The sequence below is a fragment of the Paenibacillus sp. GCM10027627 genome, from assembly GCF_042675505.1.
In the GTDB taxonomy this organism is placed as follows: Bacteria; Bacillota; Bacilli; order Paenibacillales; family Paenibacillaceae; genus Pristimantibacillus.
The window spans coordinates 159,045-176,195 of sequence record NZ_JBHTHB010000004.1 but is presented as its reverse complement, the minus strand read 5'-3'; the positions used below and the strand labels follow the sequence as shown (position 1 = coordinate 176,195).

Genomic DNA, 17,151 nt, shown 5'->3' with positions numbered 1-17,151 from the left:
AAAATATGCCTATTGAACTTGTGCTTTTTGATTTTGATGGAACATTAGCAGATACTTTACCCTCTTCTTTTTCTGCTTTTAAAACAGTTTTTAAAAAGTACGATGGACAAGATGTTACAAATGCCGAACTAGTATCTATGTTTGGTCCGACTGAAGATGATATTATTTTAAAAAATTTTCGCAATAAAGAATTTGTGCAACATGCAATTCAAGAATACTACGATTTATATGGTCAAGGACACTCCGAGACAATTGAAATTAGCTCTATTATTGCTTTATTGGAGTTCCTGAAAGAGCAAGGTAAAAAAATCGGTGTTATAACAGGAAAAAGTAAGCAATCATATAAAATTTCATCAGAAGCACTGAGCTTAACAAAGTATTTCGATCTCGTTGTAACTGGGAATGATGTAGTGAATCCGAAACCGCATCCAGAAGGTATATTAAAAGCATTAGACTTTTTTGGAATACAAGCTGATAACGCTGTATTTCTTGGCGATAGCAATGCTGATATCATGGCTGGAAAGGCAGCGGGCGTTCGAACGTTTGCTGTGCAGTGGTTATCTACTTTCCAGTCATCAGTATTTGAGGTCGATCCTGACAGGACTTTTAGAAGTACAATTGAATTTATTCAACTTCTTGAGACGGAGGAAATACATTTTGGAGATTAAGTGGTTGGAATGGGCGAAACAAATACAGGCGATAGCCCAGATTGGGTTGACGTATACAAAAGATCCTTATGATAGCGAACGATATGAGGACCTTAGACAAATAAGCATAGATATACTTTCAAACTATACATTAATTGAAAAGCAACAACTTAAACTTTCTTTTGCAAACGAGACGGGATATGCTACACCAAAGGTTGATATACGTGGTGTTGTTTTTAAAAACAACAAAATTCTTTTGGTAAGAGAAAAACTTGATGGAGCCTGGGCACTACCAGGGGGGTGGGCGGATATTGGACATTCACCTAGTGAAGTTGCTGTAAAGGAGATTAAGGAGGAATCGGGATTTGCGGTTACTCCTGTTCGGCTTCTAGCAGTTTTAGATAAAAAAAATCATGATCATCCGCCTGAACCTTACCATGTATACAAGTTTTTTATAGAATGTAAAATTGTTGGTGGCGAAGCTAAGACTGGCTTAGAAACAAGTGCAGTGGATTTTTTTGACGAACATACTTTGCCCCAGCTTTCATTGGAAAGAAACACATTGAAACAAATTAAAATAATGTTTGAGTTTTTACGTGATCCAGAAAAGAAAGTCATTCTCGATTGAAAAACAAAATAATAAAACGACTTAAAGGTAAATACTGTGTCAGCTTGCTAACATATGAAAATCCACATCAGTAATTAAAAAAGACATAAGAAACAGATCCATTAGAGAGGATATTCAAGTATGTACGATACTATTATTTTTGATGTAGATGGAACTTTAATTGATACAGAAAAAGCTGTATTAGGTTCACTTCAAAAAATGCTAAAAATAGATTATGGCAGACATGCCGAACTAGTAGATTTGTCATTTGTTCTTGGAATTCCTGGGGTAAAATCATTACCTCAATTAGGAATTGATGATATAAATGAAGCTAATGATCGTTGGAATTTTTTTATGAAGGATTTCTTTAGTTCAATTGAAGTATTCGATGGTATTTTTGACGTTGTCAGTGACTTACAGAATCGGAATATTAGTCAAGGTATTGTAACTTCAAAGACAAATGTAGAATTAAGGGATGATTTTGAACCATTCGGACTAATTAATTACTTAAGCCATATTGTATGTGCAGATGATACAAAAAAGCATAAACCTAATCCTGAACCTTTATTGAAGTTCTTAGAAATATCTGATGCAAAACCAGAGCGGTCAATCTACATTGGGGATACAATTTACGATTATGAATGTGCAAGAGATGCAGGTATTGATTTTGGATTAGCTCTCTGGGGCTGTAAAAATCCTGAGAAAATAAATTCTAAATACAAATTTGAACGACCACAAGATATTATTAATTTACTCGAAACGACACGTGACATCCGTTAGGGTTCATTCCGCTAACGGATAACGATAGTTGAAATCAAAAGGGCTGTCACAGCCCTTTGCAAATGAATTCAATTTACGAAATATACCAAAAAATCCGTTATTACATTTATGGTTGTTTTCCCTTTGAGTTGAAGAGCCTTTTTAGCTTTTATTATAATATTTTCTTTCTTTTCTCGAAGTGTCTCAAAATTATTGTAAACTCGGCTAAGTTGTAAACGATCATAAAGTTCACCGATATTTGGAAACATTAATTCTCTAAGTGGGTCTACGAAGTAGCCTGGCTTTAAGAGGACTTTTATGTGAGTTTGGAGCTTTTCAATTGTTTTACCATGAACCGCATCGTCTTTGGGGTCGAATCTATCTTCAAGTTTTTTGCTGTGAAGGTATTTTCGCGCGCGTTCAATGTGAAGTTCCAGTGACTCAATCATTTTTACTGTCATTTGATACTCCTCTTCGCTCAGTTCCCCGAATATATGAAGTAGCAGCGTGTACGCTTTTACATTTTCTATTTGGCAATCGATGAAGTAAAGATAGTCCAAATAATCCAAGTGAGTCGGCTTTTGGTTCAGATTAAACCGACTTTGACATTGAACGCTGTCGATCCAAATACCCTGATAAAAATCGTAAAACATCCAAACTAACTCATTTATGTGTTCGCTCGATTTAATTTTCTTGAGTTCGTTGATTTTTAACTGCCATCGTTCTTCGTTCGGTTCCTGTTTATAACGCCCTTCCTTTCTGTCATAGTAGAAATGAAAGGAACGCGGTTTTGGATTCTCACTAGATGGCTTCATATATCGAGTGTCTTGAGGATTAATCTCCATCTTTCCGTACTCCTGAATAATTTCACAGGCTCCCCCGTAATTCACTACCCGGTAGTCGCAATACTTTGCTCCGTATTGTAAGGGCAATATCCGAGTATCTCGATAAACAGGAAATACTACATATCCCTGTTCCAACACCTCTTTGCTGAATTCAGGACGGATATCGCTCTCATCCAAAACAAATTTCTTTCTTATCGAACTATCCTCGGAAAGCTCCTTTTCTTTGACGATAAGCGGAGGACATTTCATCTCTTCTAATTCTTTAATAAATTGATACATAACCTTTATCACCTTCTTTTCTTGCGAACATGATAAATCGAAAAGAGCGGTTGTCAACAAAAACTTGACAATCGCTCTTTTTCTATTACAATTTTCGGGATTTACTGCTTAATTTGTTCGTGAATTGATTCGCGAACAAGCTTTCACTTGTTTTGTAACGGGTGAAAGTGCGCCGCGGAGCGTTATGCACGTGGATTTAACCAAGAAAATTATAAAACTATGGAGGATGCACAAGATGCAACTAACCAAAGATTCAGAAAAACAATTGCGCATGAAAAGGCTAAATGTCGTGAGCTTGAAAATGATTCGAGAGCGAACCCTCGCTTATCGAACCAATCAGATTCGCAAGCCGCAAGATGCTTTTGAATTGGCAAAGGCATTTATCGGAGATGAAGATCGCGAACATTGCATCCTCATTTGCTTGGATACCAAAAACAAAGTAACCGCCATTCAAACCATCGCTATCGGTAGTTTGAATACAGCAATTGTGCACCCGCGTGAGGTTTTCAAAGCGGCTATTTTGAGTAACAGTGCCAGCATTATCATGTGTCACAATCATCCTAGCGGTGATACTGCGGCATCATTAGAGGATAAGGAGATAAGCATCCGGATAAAAAGTGCTGGCGAGCTTATTGGTATCGAGCTCCTCGATAGTGTGATCGTAAGTGACAGTCATTATTTTAGTATGAAAGAACAAGGTCTAATCTGATTATCATTAAATTGAGGGAACTGTACAAAGTTCCTTCATGTTTGAACAACTAACTGGTCACCACGCCACGTATAACCTTATTCGATTAAGGTTTGTAACAATGGGAAGGCTGTAGCCTCTCGCTTTAGTGTAGGTGTTCAACGTCTCAATAGCAGCGTGTAGCCCGTAAGCGGCTAGATGCTTTTTTGCGTTGCTGATGGGCAATACGTCCCCTTTATCTGGCGTTGATGAAGTATCGCTGAAAGCGAAATTTCTTCATAAGGCAGGTAGAGGGGGAATTCAATACAAGAAATAGGTGCGATATGGCGGTATACTTTTAATTATTCCAAAAATATGACTTCGAATATTCGATGGGTACTTCTTTTCGAAATAGGATTTAATTTCATAAGACCAAACGCCGTTGATTTTATCAACCCACATTTGATAATCAGGGTCTGTTTCATTATCAATAGTAAAATCGAATAAATGCCTATCTCCACTCAGACTAACATGTCCAGTAATTTGGATAGTTGGTAATTGATACTTTTTATCCTTCATAAGAATTTCATTAAGTATTGGCGTAGTGGATAGCTCGATTTTTAGTTCATCTACAATACCGCTTATGCAATGACTCCATTTCTTTGAACGAATATATTTGAAATGTTCGATATCAATTTGAATATCTCGGAATTCGTTATCGTAATAAAGCGCCCAAAATTCGCATTCTGTGTCATTTCCTTTAGACGAACGAAGTGTAAATTTCCCTGTTTAAAGTAATGAAACTCAAGTGGATCAGTTTCAATACTATGAATGGACAACTCCATTTTCAAACCCCTTTTCTATTTTTTTATTCACAAAAATTAAAATACTAGTATAATATCTCCGGCAGGAGGTGATTGCAAATAGATTCGACACATACAGATAAAATCATTGATCAAGATTCATTCGTTCCAAAATACCAAAAGCAAAATAAAAAAATTGCTGTAAGCGATAAACAACGAAAAATTGACCACTTATCGAGCCGCCAAAAGAAAGAACTCATTCGATTGCATGCCGATATGGATAAAGTCATGGTTGCCAATTCTAAAGTTACCCGTTATTCAACTGGAAAACAAACCAAACGAGATGCAAAGAAAGGGAATAACGGAAAGCTCGGTGTACAAGGGATCTGGTCATCGGTGACGTTTCAGCGTTACAAAAGAAGCTGTCGAACTTTCCTTAAATATTGTTATGAGAACTTCGATAATGTGAATACATTGCGCGATATTAAGCCTCGAATGGTCGGTGGATTTATACAAACAATGCTGGATAAAAATCTGTCAGCTAAAACCATATCTTCTTATGTTAGTGCGATACGAAAGATGGCAGAATCATCAGTTAAAGCAGGCATAAAGGGACATGCTTCCTTAGTGAATGAAAAGCATCAAAGCATGATTCCAAAAGCTCGGAAAGCAGATCGCAGACGCGGCAGCGTCGGTGGTGTAGGTTATACACTCCTTGAAGCCCAAGGCATTCTATCACAAGCTGCCAAACAATTTGGCGAGTATGAAGAAACATTACTTTCTCTTTACCTTTATGGTAATCCTCGCCTGTCAGAATCGCTTAAAATCAGTTTCGATCAGATAGATTTTGAAAATCAGTGTATCCATTTAAACAAAAAAAATCAAAACAAAAATAATCGTCCTCGTATGATTCCTCTCCCTCCATTTGTTATGGACAAACTCAAAAAGGTAGAGCCTTATTTCCCAAATAAGCAAACACGCATTTGGGGAAGTCGCCTGTCAGAAAAGCAAGTCCGATCACTCATTAAACGCTGCGCTGGAAGCAGTTACAAAGGCGTGCATGATTTCAGAAAAGCCGGAGTCGAATGGCATATGCAACGATTGAAAACTTGGAGCAAAGAACAACTGGTAGATGCCATTATGCAGTTTGTGAATGAAGACCCAAAATTAAATCCGGTTATTCGACGTAATGGTGTTCTTAAACCCAAGTATGTTCTAGAAGAACTGATGAAACGGCAGCATCGCTGGTTGGTGAATAGGTATATAAGTGAGCACTACGGTCATGGAAAAAATGATAAATTGTGCCCAAATAAACGTGGTTTAAAAAAAGTCAAACTCTAAAAAAGGATTATCATTATATCTTTTCAAACTACAATATGCGAACCCGATTGGGTTAAGATTCATTAATTGAAATATCAACACTTCAAGCAAAAACGAGAAAAACTTCATATAAGTGGCAGTATGCCCGTATCCGGACGGTAGGCGTATCGGATATTTAGAAAAAAGACGTTATAAATGCCCGGAGTTGCCCGTCTTGCTCGGTGTCGGTTGATCACCGATAACGTCGCCCGTTTATTAGAGGGGCATTGCCTCTCCCAGAGTGAAAGCATATTATTTATGCGAGTAACACATACCGTCCTCGTGCCTTTTGGCAGGTAGGTTATAGTGTAATCATGATTGATGGCAGGTTAAGCGAGACCTGGGCTGCTTGGTTCTAGATAGGATCAGCACTATAACGTGAGCGACATACGGCTTTTGCCGCATGTAGTCATTTCTACCCTTTGTAAGGGGTAGTCCGCTCGCTCACCGGCTTAAAACCATTCGCTAGTAATGGGTAAGACATTTCAACAAATTGATATATTAAACAACGCTGATATTCTCTCGAAATTGGCGTTGTTTTTAATTTAAAGACTTTGTTAATCTTAAATGTTGATGTTATTCATTAAGTAAACGGGCAGGAGAGTAGGGAAGTATTGCAGAATACTTATTCTTCGAAACGCAGTATTGAGGGGGAAATGAATTGACAGAGAATCAGTGTTTTGGTTGCAAACTTGCGAATAATATGGTTGATACAAACATTGTTTACGAGAACGATTTTGTAACTTGCATTCTCGATATTGCTCCTTTAAATGAGGGACATATACTAATACTTCCAAAACAACACTACCATGATGTCGATGATCTAGATGAAATTACAGCCATTGAGATTATGAAGACATCCGCAGTGCTGGCAAAGTTGCTAAAATCTCAGTTCCAACCTGATGGAATTACCATTATTCAAAATGGTGGTAAATTCAATGATTTAACACACTACCATATGCATGTCTTCCCACGCTATGAATCAGATGGATTCGGGTGGGTTGAACCTTTGGGCAACACGAATGCCAAGGAGCGTTTGACCGAGACTAAAGAGAAATTGATAAAATTGATGAATTAACAGTTATTACGCTAAACAACGATCGTTTAATCACCGCCTCATTATTAAGAGGCGGTTTTCTTTTGTTCAAAAATCAACATTGAACGCTAACAGAGCCCAACTGAAAGACCTTCCGTTTACAACCCAAGAATATTTTTCCAGATTTGCTCAAGTCTATTGCGACAAAACTAATAGCTTTTCTACTGTTGTCGTTTCATAGATACAAATGGATCACAAGAAGTCAGCACTCTTAAAGTCGTGCCTTTATATCCTCGGTTACAAACGATGGCAATTTACGAAGTATGTAGTCGGACAACTCCTTCAAATTTGCCTCTGTAATATCTACATTTTCATACTTTTCGTTGCGAGGATCCCCCACAAATTTAACAAGTGAACCTCTATCGTATAGATAATCGTACACTTCAACAAATTTCTTGGTTTCGTCAACATCGATAAACCCAATGACATAGGTGTCATCATCATAATTAAAATCCACGTAAAGCAAATCTCCAGCATCGCCATACTCAACGATATAGTTTGTTATCTCAATTATAAAAGGATTTATTTTCATTATGGTATCTCTCCTGTGTTTGTTTTAAAGGCATGAGTGCCTTCCCTATAGGTATACAAAATAAAATTTCAAAAAGCTAGTCTCTTGAGGATATAACTACAAAAAAATATTTTTTCAGACCCTCTTGCTATTTGATTGTTTTTCCTGCTAACATGATCAAGCTCCACCGGGGCACACCAAAAGTAACCATTACTTCTGATGAGAAGTAACATAAAATCCTAGACGAAAAGAGGCTCAAACAGAATCTGCAGTTGTTCCGAGTGAACAACGAAATCGCCCAACAAGCGAATGATTGCTTTGCAGCAATCATGATGAAATACACGATGCCCTATTAGGCTCGTGAACAATCATGAACCGTTACCTCGCCCAAGTGCGAAGTATGAACGGTTACTTTCCTGCACTCTAAAAGAGGCAAACGATTTTCAAAAATCAGGAAGGCAATCCAGTGAACAGGAGGAAATTTGATTGACTTTCTTTGAAAGTCGCCTATCATGAGTGAAATTTTTATAGTCTTGCAGTTTGTGCTGTAAGACGCGCTTCGATGGCATCATGCCCTCGAAGAAACCCGATCCGTCAGGTTAGGGGACATTTAAGACAAACCAATTACATAGGAGGACGTTTTATATGTACTTCACAAACAAGAGCCATCAGGATAACTTTCAGGCATTACTTACAAAGTATCCCGCTACCCAAAATGATTCGCAGTATCAAGCAGGATGCTACATTGTGGCACACCCTGTCATTTATGACCATTGCAATCATTATCCGGTAACAGATGGACATGGTCCGTTTGACTGGTATTTTGAAGAAGCAAGCAACCCGTCACCGTTCGCAGCAGGGTTATCCTCGGGATTCTTGCATTTGGTCAAGTTAGGTTTAAACCTTTATAACAATCATCGTCATGATGAACGATGTGATGATTTCTCTCTCTATTTGGCGCTCGGCACGTGGGGAGATGAGTTGTTCAACGTATTCATGGAGGCGTGTCGAATTAGGCGCGGCAGATAGGAAGCTTAGAAATCGTCAGCAAAAACACAAACAAAAAACAGAAAATGGGGAATTTCACATGTCAAATACAACACTGAAGACAAAAGAGACAAAGCACGATGGATTGGACTCAAAACAGCTTATTACTGTTTCCACCGAGGAGTTAAAGAAAGATGAGCTTATTGGTGTGCTAGCTGGTCTTATCAAAAATTATGTAAATAAAAAGCAACAGCAATAAGCGTAAGGACAATGTACGGCGCGGATTGTGGAGATTGCAATCCGCTCCTAAAAAACGGAGGAAGATAAAATGAGCAGCACAGTTACAGTTCAAGCAAAGAGAGCGGCTTTGTATTTGCGAGTATCGACGGAAGAACAAAAACGGGAAGGCTTCTCTCTTGGTGCCCAAGAGGACATATTGAGGGGATATTGCGAGTCAAAGGGATTCGAAATTTTTGATATCTATGACGATGGGGGCTATTCCGGTAAGGATTTTAATCGACCTCGTATGCAGCAGTTACTACGCGATTTAAGGGACGATAAATTCGATATCGTCCTAGCTGTGGCGGTAGATCGGATTTCACGTAATAATCTCGACGTGTTGACTTTTGTTGACCGCGAACTTCACCCAAGAGGTGAAAAACTTCTTATAAGCACATGCGATATTGACAGCTCAACGGAGACTGGCAAAATGTTTATTTCGCTGCTAGGCACTTTTGCTGAATACGAACGACAATTGATTGTATCCCGAGTCAAAAAAGGAATGGAAAAGCGTGCAGGTGAAGGGAAATGGAATGGCGGTTTCATGTTAGGATATGATGTAGTGGACAAGAAGCTTGTAATCAATGAGAATGAGGCTGAAATTGTACGAAAAGTGTTTGAGCTTCGTATTTCAGGTAAAGGGTACAAGTGGATCACCAACCATCTAAATGAAAGTGGCAAGAAAACGAAGCACAATGCAAGTTTCAGCACCAATACCGTTAAGACCATTCTTGAAAACGAGAAGTACACAGGTGTGATGACTTGGGGGAAATTACGTGATTGGAACAGTAAAAGACGTAAGGGCAAAGCTGAACCAACTAAAGCAGAAGGTGAGCATGAAGCCATTATTGATATGGATACATGGAGTAAGGTTCAGACAATAAAGAAGATTAACAACGAATCCCCTGTAAGTCAAAGCAATTTCAAGGGCGAGTTTATTCTATCCGGTTTACTTCGTTGTCCAGTATGCGGAGCTGGCACAGTGATGAGTAAGCGTCCAAAACGGGATGGATCAGGATACCATTTATACTACATGTGCCAAAATTACCACACCAAAGGTAAATCGGTTTGCAGTTCAAATCTTATAAAAAAGGAGCTTGTTGAAGGACACTTACTCCAAATTATTCAGACGATTCTTGCAGAGCAAGAGATTGTGGACGGTATAATGAACCGACTCAAGGGCGAGGAAACCCAGAACTCAGCAGAACTGGAAAATGATTTAGCTAATCAAAGAACATACTTGAAAAAGTTGATTGAGAAGCAGAAAAAGCAGGATGCTGACTACTATGCGGAGAAAATTAAAGCTGAACGATATGACCGTTTATCCGAGGCTTTGGAAGTGGAAATTAACGAAAACAAACGACTCACCACACACCTAGAACGCGAGATTGAAAAAATACAATCGACCGTGATCATCAACAAGGAAGTTATTCTGGAAGCCATTTTGAACTTTGACAGCCTATTTAAGGATGCAACGAATGAAGAAAAGAGGTCATTGCTTCGTGCATTAATAAAGGAAATACATATGGAAGCTGACCGCAAAAGTATTAAAAACATCGTCTTCTGGTTTACAGAAGACGATGGCAAAAGTGCGTTTAATGCTTTACCAATGAGTGAAGAGAGGAGAGCCGTACCATAAGTGACGGAGAAATTTTTGTATTAAACGCTTCTGGTCTAGGAAATGGCCCCTACGACGTAGCGGCGGAGTAAGGGCTTCTGTGGTAAGTTTACGATCAGGTCGCCCAATTCGAGCTATTCGTAATCATTTAAAATGCACAGAGTAGTGTTAAAATATTAAAATATTTTTTGGGGAATGATCGATGCCTACGTGGAACGTAAGCGTAAAATAGCCCCACCTATTAAATAGATGAGGACTAAGTTATGCTGATCTATGATTTAAATATGCGGCAGTAACTGATCTAGTTCTTCCGGATCTTTCGGGTCTGAGAGCTGCGGCATCTGTTCGAATAGATATTGAAGAACTGGTTGCAGAAATCAAACCCTTATTGCGCCGTCGTTTTCGTTTTGGCTTGCGAAGCCGGCAGCGACTTCAGTGCTTCGTCGAACTTTCGCCGTGCGCCCAGCATCCGACCAAAGCTACTTTGTGATAGCCTGTATACCTTTCTACGTGCAGGTAGCCGCTGAATCCCTTAAGGAAATTGTTCCAATTCTGGCCTCAACAGGTTGGTCGGTAGTTGAATACCATGCGGCCGATTCAATATAGCCACAAGTACGACGGAGTAGCCTTTTTTCTTGTGCAATTGATTCCAATATCACCTTTTTGTAATAACAAATTTTATTTATTCCCTTTGCGCACCTTTAACAGTTTGCCTTTTACTGTCGTGTTTTTCATCAATTCAAGCACAAGCGGTCCTTTGCCGTTCAGAATCTCAACATCGGTCACAAAATCGAGGATCGTAATAATCCCAATATCGTCTGCGGTTACCCCGTCAAGCTTAGCGATTGTCCCAACAAAATCCACGGCTCTAAGTTTTTTCTTCTTGCCGCCATTGAAGTTAAGCTTCATAATTTGCTTGTTTAATTGCTCGCGCTTATCTTCTTTTAGCTCAGGTTTTATATTTAGTTTCTTTTCAAAATTTTCTCTGTGGCGGTCAACTTCCTCTTCGGAGGGAGCTTTTACTTTCGGAATCGCGAATCCAATATACGCCTCAATTTCGGCTAATCGCTTGGAATCCTTCGGTGTGACGAGGGTAATTGCTTTACCCGTCTTGCCTGCACGACCTGTACGTCCCGTGCGATGAACATAGCTTTCTTTCTCAAGTGGAACATCGTAATTAATGACATGGGTAATATTCGAGATATCGATACCCCTAGATGCTATATCTGTCGCGATCAAGTAACGGAATTGTCCCCTTCTGAACGCATGCATGACCTCGAATCTCTCTTCCTGCTCCATCCCGCCATGAATACGATCACATGAGTAACCGAGATCATTCATTTCTTTAAATAGTGTATCCACATGCTCTTGCGTACGGCAGAAAACAATACAGCTGTCAGGACTCTCAATAATGAGTAGATTTTGAAGTAGTGCCAGCTTATCCGAATCCATCACTTGAATAAGAGTGTGTTCAATCGTAGGTGTTGTTAAACCGTTCGCTTGGATCTCAATTTGGACAGGATTGTCCATATAATTGCGTGACAGCTTGGCCACATCCTCAGGGAACGTAGCGGAGAATAACATAGTAACCCTGTCACGAGGCAGCGCTTGAATAATCGTCTTAACTTGTTCAATAAAGCCCATATTCAGCATCTCATCAGCTTCATCGATAACGAGATAGGAAATTCGCTCTAGCGATAGCGTGCCGCGTTCAATATGGTCCAGCACACGCCCAGGCGTACCTACTACGATATGCGTTCTTTGTTTTAACTCGGCCTTTTGGATATGAAAAGGATGTTTCCCAAAGAGAGGTGTCGCCTTGATCCGCTTAAAGCGTCCAATATTGGTGATGTCTTCGTTGACCTGTAACGCGAGTTCACGGGTTGGTGTTAAGATTAGTGCTTGCGGCTTATTTTCGTTCCAATCCACTAACTCGCAGAGCGGGATTCCAAAAGCAGCTGTTTTGCCGCTGCCTGTTTGCGATTTGACAACAAGATCCTTTTTCTCAAGCGCAATAGGAATGACCTCTGTCTGAACCTGTGTGAGTGTCTCGTAACCCAAACTATTGAGCGCTCTCGCAATCTCTTCACTTAATTGATAATCTGTAAAATGCTTCTCACTCATTTTCAACCTCTTCTACACTATATTGAATACCTATATATACAGTTCCACCGTATATCTATTGTATACTCATCCATTATACTCTGAACCCAATGGATTTATGGGTACATTCATGAACAAAAAGGACATGCTATTGAATACCCTGAAAATTCCTCTTTTTTGTGTTACGGTGAACCTTATTATAAGTGATGGCGAAAAATTGTTGTCGAGTAGAATATTAAGTAATTAATTTGCACACATAAGGAGATAAAGCTATGGCAAAAAACAATCTACTAAGAATGGACAATGTTGGCATCGTTGTAGAATCCCTTGATAACGCAATCTCTTTCTTCGAGGAGATTGGTTTAAAACTTGAAGGACGGGCTACTATTGAAGGTGAATGGGCTGGTCAGGTAACCGGGCTGGGTTCACAGTGCGTAGAGATTGCTATGATGGTTACTCCAGATGGCCACAGCCGACTTGAGCTTTCGCAATTTCTCACCCCACCTACTATATCAGACCACCGGACTGCTCCTGTAAACGCCCTCGGTTATCTGCGAGTCATGTTCGCCGTTGAAGACATTGACGAAATGGTATCCAGGCTCATCACTAAGCATGGTGCTCAACTCGTTGGAGAAGTTGTTCAGTACAAGGACTCATATAAGCTCTGCTACATTCGGGGAACCGAAGGACTGCTTATCGGTTTGGCGGAACAATTGGGTAAAAAATTAGTAACTGATGTTTAAAAACACTTTAATATAAAAAATAAAAGCCGCATATCTCACCAAGTTGATCTTGTGATAGTCCCTTGAGACTTACTAAAAGGAATAGGTATAGTTTTTAGAGCTAGCACACAGAAAAAACAATAATCGCCCTTTACTTGGCCTTCTTGACCAGGTGTAGGGCGTTCTTCTTTATTTTCTGCACTGTTGCTGTCATAAGTGCTTGTTCAGCTCTTTTTCCCAGTGCTGCTCGGGCCCTTTTAAGCGTAAGTGTCAAACCCCGCACCTAGCCTGCCTAGTCATGAGCGTAACCGTAAAGCTCGACGATTGCAAAAAGACTAGTATTATAATATATTTACATTGTAAGTGCTTACAATTTGTAAGGGGGGTGAGCATCGGGATTGAAATGAAATTTAATTAACTTGAAGAGGATGTGAAGTTTATGAAAAAGAAAGCCATTTCTTTAGTGCTTCTACTGCTTATCGCCATTTTCTCCGTCGGCGCTACCGCATCCGCTGCCACTCTAATTCAAGTAGAGGGCTATGCGGGAGTAAACGGAAATGTGTACTTGAAAGGCTACTTTGCCAACACGGGACCGTCCAATGATTTGATTGCTGTCTTACGCAAGCAATTGCCGAACGGAGATTGGATGTCTGTTTATGGCGGTTCGATTTCCAGTCTCCTTAACGGTCCGATCGGCAGCACGCCTGTATATAGCTCCGTTAAGCTGCCTTCCTTTACTACCTCTCCTTTGACTGCTGGCATCTACAAAGTAGAACTTTATGGGCCGACAGGCTGGGTGATTACCAGTGCGTATTTAGACAGCAATCCCTAACACATAAGTTCAGTAGCGTTCGTTATACGGTTGTTCAACCCTTTAGTTGCAATTGACGAAGTGCTCGTACTGTGCAGGGAAGTGACAATCTCCTGCCTATATGAGCCTTCGTTTTTTTATAGAGCGATTCAACAGGTCGCCTATTAGGACTGAGCAAAAAGGATAAAACGTTACACAAGAATATGAAAGGACAGTCTTTACGGATAGAGTGCTTCGGAGTGCTGGGGAAGAAATGATCTGCGCAAATCCAGGTTTCTATGAATAGCTCCTTGAGCTATTGCGATCTTCTAAGTCATTAGAGTAAAGTGAAACGATAGCTAAAACATTACAAGCGTTGCGAATTAAAGCAAGTTTTTTTGCGGCTTTTTCATCAAAGCGACGATTGCAGACGCGGCAGGATGTGCGGATACCGCTTCTTCGCTCGCATGATTTCGGTTCCTTCATGGAAATTTAAATACGATAAAAGGAGATAAGGAACATGCTGCTAGCAAAAGGCGATAAGATAGTTATGATCGGAGACTCGATAACGGATTGCGAGAGGGCAAGGCCTGTCGGCGAGGGATTGTTTGGCGCCATCGGTAATGGCTACGTCTCATTGGTAGATGCGATGCTGCAATCGATATATCCGGAGCTTGCCGTACGCGTCGTTAATATGGGCGTAAGCGGCAACACCGTGCGTGATTTGAAAGAACGTTGGGAAAAGGATGTTTTTGAGCAAAACCCGGACTGGGTCTCGATCATGATCGGCATTAATGACGTATGGCGCCAGTATGATCTGCCGCTTCAAAAAGAATCGCACGTTTATTTGGATGAGTATGAAGCTGCGTTAAGAGGACTGATCGCGGAAACAAAACCGCGGGTAAAAGGGATCGTGCTCATGACGCCTTTCTATATCGAGCCGTCACAACAAGATCGGATGCGCACCACAATGGATGAATACGGTGCCGTTGTAAAAGCGCTTGCTGAAGAATACGACACTTTATTCGTAGATACGCAGGCCGCTTTCGCGGGATTGTTGGAAACCATTTATCCGGCTGCTTTGGCGTGGGACCGCATACATCCGAATACTGCGGGGCACATGGCGATAGCAAATGCTTTTTTACGAACGATCGGATTTTTGTGGAAATAAATTACAAATAATTACCCTTCTAAGGGTGGCCCTTAAACTTGCCTCCGTTATAGACAGAAATCAGCGTTAATCGTTGTTTCTTCCAAACTTCTCGAGCGGGTGGGGCCGATAGAGCATTTGAGCTCATTTAACTATTGGATCGGGTTAAGGTTTGGCAGTCATGCACGCGGTGGGTTTTTCGCCAATACCCCCGTTAAGCTGGACCGTATCATAAGTGACGACGAAAAACATATCAAGTGTTTTCACAATTTCTTTTACACTGTTATTTGTTGTATGGTCAACAATCATTCTGTACATTTACGGAATCAATCTCACTATGTACAGGTAACTTTTTTATAAACCAACCTAGCACCAAAACAAGTATGGCGAGAATAAATTCAATCCAAAAAACCGTTTGTAGACCGGTAAGGATGCTCTGTGTTTTCTCATGCATGGAAGTGGGATCGAGCGAATGATGAAGATAACGATCGGCTCCTGATGACATGACTCCAACGAACAAAGCGATGCCCATTCCCCCGGCAATCTGTTGGAGCGTATTGTAGATGGCTGTGCCATGAGCGACCAGATGACGCGGAAGTTGATTTAATCCTGTTGTTTGAGCCGGCATGACGACGAACGATATGCCTACGAATAAAAGAACATGATTGAAGAGAACGGAACCTTGCGCAGTATCGCTGTCGATACCGGCAAATTGCCATAATGATATGGCGATCAAGAGCAATCCGGGCACAATAACGAATCTCGGCCCAAACTTATCGAATAATTTTCCCGTCACCGGCATCATCATTGCGTTTAAAATACTGCCGGGCATAAGTAGTAAACCTGTCGTGAATGCTGTCAGTTGCATCACATCCTGCATATAGATCGGCAGCAATGTCGTGGTGGCGAATAGAATCATCATCAGGATGACTACCAATGCCGCAACCAAAGAAAAAGTGGGATGCCGGAATACGGAAAGATTAATCAAAGGCTCTTTGATCTTGAACTGCCGCCATACAAACAAAAGCAAGAAGAGGCTGCCTATGGCAATTAAACGGTAACCCTCAGGCTCAGTCCAGAGATTTGTCCGACTGAAGCCGTAGATGACGCTGCCGAAACCGATGGTTGACATCGCAATGGATAAAAGATCGACCCTTGGTTTGGTTAGTTCTGTTACGTTTTTTAAGTACATGAATGCATAAATAATCGAAAACAATGCGACAGGAATCACCATATAGAATAGCCAACGCCAGTGTAAGGTATCGATGACCAGACCCGACAAAGCTGGCCCGATGATAGGGGCGACCATAATGACCAGCCCCAAGAGTCCCATTGCCGCACCCCGGCGTTCTAGAGGATAAAGGGCGAGTATCGTGTTCATCATCAACGGTATCAATAATGCTGTCCCGCAGGCCTGAACAACCCTGCCCAGCAGTAAGATTTCGAATCCAGGGGATACTGCGCACAAGCAGGTACCGGCTAAAAATAACGCCATCGCAGACATAAACATCTGGCGAGTCGTGAACCATTGCTGCAGCAATGCGGTCACCGGCACCAGTACGCCGATCACGAGCATATAACCCGTTGATAACCATTGGATGGTCGAAGCAGCAACGTTGAATTCCCGGATCAATCCAGGTAATGCATTGGCAAGTAAATTTTCGCTAAGAAACGCAACAAATGTACCTATAAGTAGCGCGGCTAATATGGGCCCTCTCTTCATTTCATTTGCATCGTGAACCTGTTCGTTCATCTTCTACCTCCCGGACTTTCTTTTCGTTCTGTCCTTGATACCGAATGGCTAGGATGTCGTGTAGATTATCCGGCATCATCACTTTCTAACAAGGATTTGCCATCCCGATTCAACTCCATGTACTCGCAGCATTCTGCTTCGGGCGCTTTACTGTAAAAGAGAGCATAAATCTGATT

At 40.8% G+C, this 17,151-nt stretch carries 16 protein-coding genes and 1 pseudogene; 12 read left to right on the top strand and 5 right to left on the bottom strand.

All coding sequences use genetic code 11. The features are described from left to right. Positions 1 to 5 precede the first annotated feature (5 nt). The 3 genes from ACFQZE_RS15515 (at position 6) to ACFQZE_RS15505 (ending at position 2,034) form a co-directional block, all read left to right on the top strand. A complete protein-coding gene (locus ACFQZE_RS15515) occupies positions 6 to 668 on the top strand; it encodes an HAD family hydrolase (protein WP_379358541.1) in 663 nt (220 codons plus the stop codon). Then, a complete protein-coding gene (locus ACFQZE_RS15510) occupies positions 658 to 1,275 on the top strand; it encodes an NUDIX hydrolase (protein ID WP_379358539.1) in 618 nt (205 codons plus the stop codon). Before ACFQZE_RS15515 ends, ACFQZE_RS15510 begins: the two co-directional genes overlap by 11 nt. Positions 1,276 to 1,395: 120 nt before the next feature. Then, the gene (locus tag ACFQZE_RS15505; RefSeq protein WP_379358537.1) at positions 1,396 to 2,034 is read left to right on the top strand and encodes an HAD family hydrolase; all 639 of its coding nucleotides are present in this window, start codon (positions 1,396 to 1,398) and stop codon (positions 2,032 to 2,034) included. A gap of 68 nt (positions 2,035 to 2,102) precedes the next feature. On the opposite strand, the gene ACFQZE_RS15500 is transcribed toward ACFQZE_RS15505, so the two are convergent. Further along, positions 2,103 to 3,137 carry a hypothetical protein gene (locus ACFQZE_RS15500; RefSeq protein WP_379358535.1) on the bottom strand — a complete coding sequence of 345 codons (1,035 nt, stop codon included), beginning with the start codon at positions 3,135 to 3,137 and terminating at the stop codon, positions 2,103 to 2,105. Between the two features lie 235 nt (positions 3,138 to 3,372). Between ACFQZE_RS15500 and ACFQZE_RS15495 the strand changes: the two genes are divergently transcribed. The 3 genes from ACFQZE_RS15495 to ACFQZE_RS15485 all read left to right on the top strand — a co-directional run bounded on the left by ACFQZE_RS15495 (position 3,373) and on the right by ACFQZE_RS15485 (position 7,044). Further along, a complete protein-coding gene (locus ACFQZE_RS15495) occupies positions 3,373 to 3,846 on the top strand; it encodes a JAB domain-containing protein (RefSeq protein WP_379358533.1) in 474 nt (157 codons plus the stop codon). 875 nt (positions 3,847 to 4,721) lie between these two features. After that, positions 4,722 to 5,948: a tyrosine-type recombinase/integrase gene (locus ACFQZE_RS15490; RefSeq protein ID WP_379358531.1), complete on the top strand. Its 1,227-nt coding sequence runs from the start codon at positions 4,722 to 4,724 to the stop codon at positions 5,946 to 5,948. Between the two features lie 679 nt (positions 5,949 to 6,627). Further along, a complete protein-coding gene (locus tag ACFQZE_RS15485; RefSeq protein ID WP_379358529.1) occupies positions 6,628 to 7,044 on the top strand; it encodes an HIT family protein in 417 nt (138 codons plus the stop codon). 229 nt (positions 7,045 to 7,273) lie between these two features. On the opposite strand, the gene ACFQZE_RS15480 is transcribed toward ACFQZE_RS15485, so the two are convergent. Beyond that, entirely contained in the window at positions 7,274 to 7,594 is a 321-nt protein-coding gene (locus ACFQZE_RS15480) for a hypothetical protein (RefSeq protein WP_379358527.1), read from the bottom strand. 624 nt (positions 7,595 to 8,218) lie between these two features. Here ACFQZE_RS15480 and ACFQZE_RS15475 point away from each other — a divergent pair. From ACFQZE_RS15475 to ACFQZE_RS15465, 3 genes are all read left to right on the top strand, one after another. Continuing rightward, on the top strand, positions 8,219 to 8,602 hold the full coding sequence (locus ACFQZE_RS15475) for a DUF6075 family protein (RefSeq protein WP_379358525.1): 384 nt from the start codon (positions 8,219 to 8,221) through the stop codon (positions 8,600 to 8,602). A gap of 58 nt (positions 8,603 to 8,660) precedes the next feature. Next, a complete protein-coding gene (locus ACFQZE_RS15470) occupies positions 8,661 to 8,819 on the top strand; it encodes a hypothetical protein (protein ID WP_379358523.1) in 159 nt (52 codons plus the stop codon). Positions 8,820 to 8,888: 69 nt separating this feature from the next. Further along, positions 8,889 to 10,478, top strand: a complete 1,590-nt coding sequence (locus tag ACFQZE_RS15465; RefSeq protein ID WP_379358521.1) for a recombinase family protein — start codon at positions 8,889 to 8,891, stop codon at positions 10,476 to 10,478. 367 nt (positions 10,479 to 10,845) lie between these two features. Here ACFQZE_RS15465 and ACFQZE_RS24375 read toward each other — a convergent pair. Then, positions 10,846 to 11,081, bottom strand: a pseudogene (locus ACFQZE_RS24375) (IS66 family transposase); the annotation flags it as partial. Positions 11,082 to 11,135: 54 nt separating this feature from the next. Further along, a complete protein-coding gene (locus tag ACFQZE_RS15455) occupies positions 11,136 to 12,581 on the bottom strand; it encodes a DEAD/DEAH box helicase (protein WP_379358519.1) in 1,446 nt (481 codons plus the stop codon). A 251-nt stretch (positions 12,582 to 12,832) separates the two neighbouring features. On the opposite strand from ACFQZE_RS15455, the gene ACFQZE_RS15450 reads away from it, so the two are divergent. The 3 genes from ACFQZE_RS15450 to ACFQZE_RS15440 all read left to right on the top strand — a co-directional run bounded on the left by ACFQZE_RS15450 (position 12,833) and on the right by ACFQZE_RS15440 (position 15,243). Next, positions 12,833 to 13,303, top strand: a complete 471-nt coding sequence (locus tag ACFQZE_RS15450) for a VOC family protein (RefSeq protein ID WP_379358517.1) — start codon at positions 12,833 to 12,835, stop codon at positions 13,301 to 13,303. A 418-nt stretch (positions 13,304 to 13,721) separates the two neighbouring features. Continuing rightward, positions 13,722 to 14,114 (top strand): hypothetical protein, encoded by a 393-nt coding sequence (locus tag ACFQZE_RS15445; RefSeq protein WP_379358515.1) that lies wholly within the window; start codon positions 13,722 to 13,724, stop codon positions 14,112 to 14,114. Positions 14,115 to 14,592: 478 nt separating this feature from the next. Next, a complete protein-coding gene (locus ACFQZE_RS15440; protein WP_379358513.1) occupies positions 14,593 to 15,243 on the top strand; it encodes an SGNH/GDSL hydrolase family protein in 651 nt (216 codons plus the stop codon). Positions 15,244 to 15,520: 277 nt separating this feature from the next. Here ACFQZE_RS15440 and ACFQZE_RS15435 read toward each other — a convergent pair whose 3' ends face one another. After that, entirely contained in the window at positions 15,521 to 16,975 is a 1,455-nt protein-coding gene (locus ACFQZE_RS15435) for an MDR family MFS transporter (protein WP_379358511.1), read from the bottom strand. Positions 16,976 to 17,151: the final 176 nt, after the last annotated feature.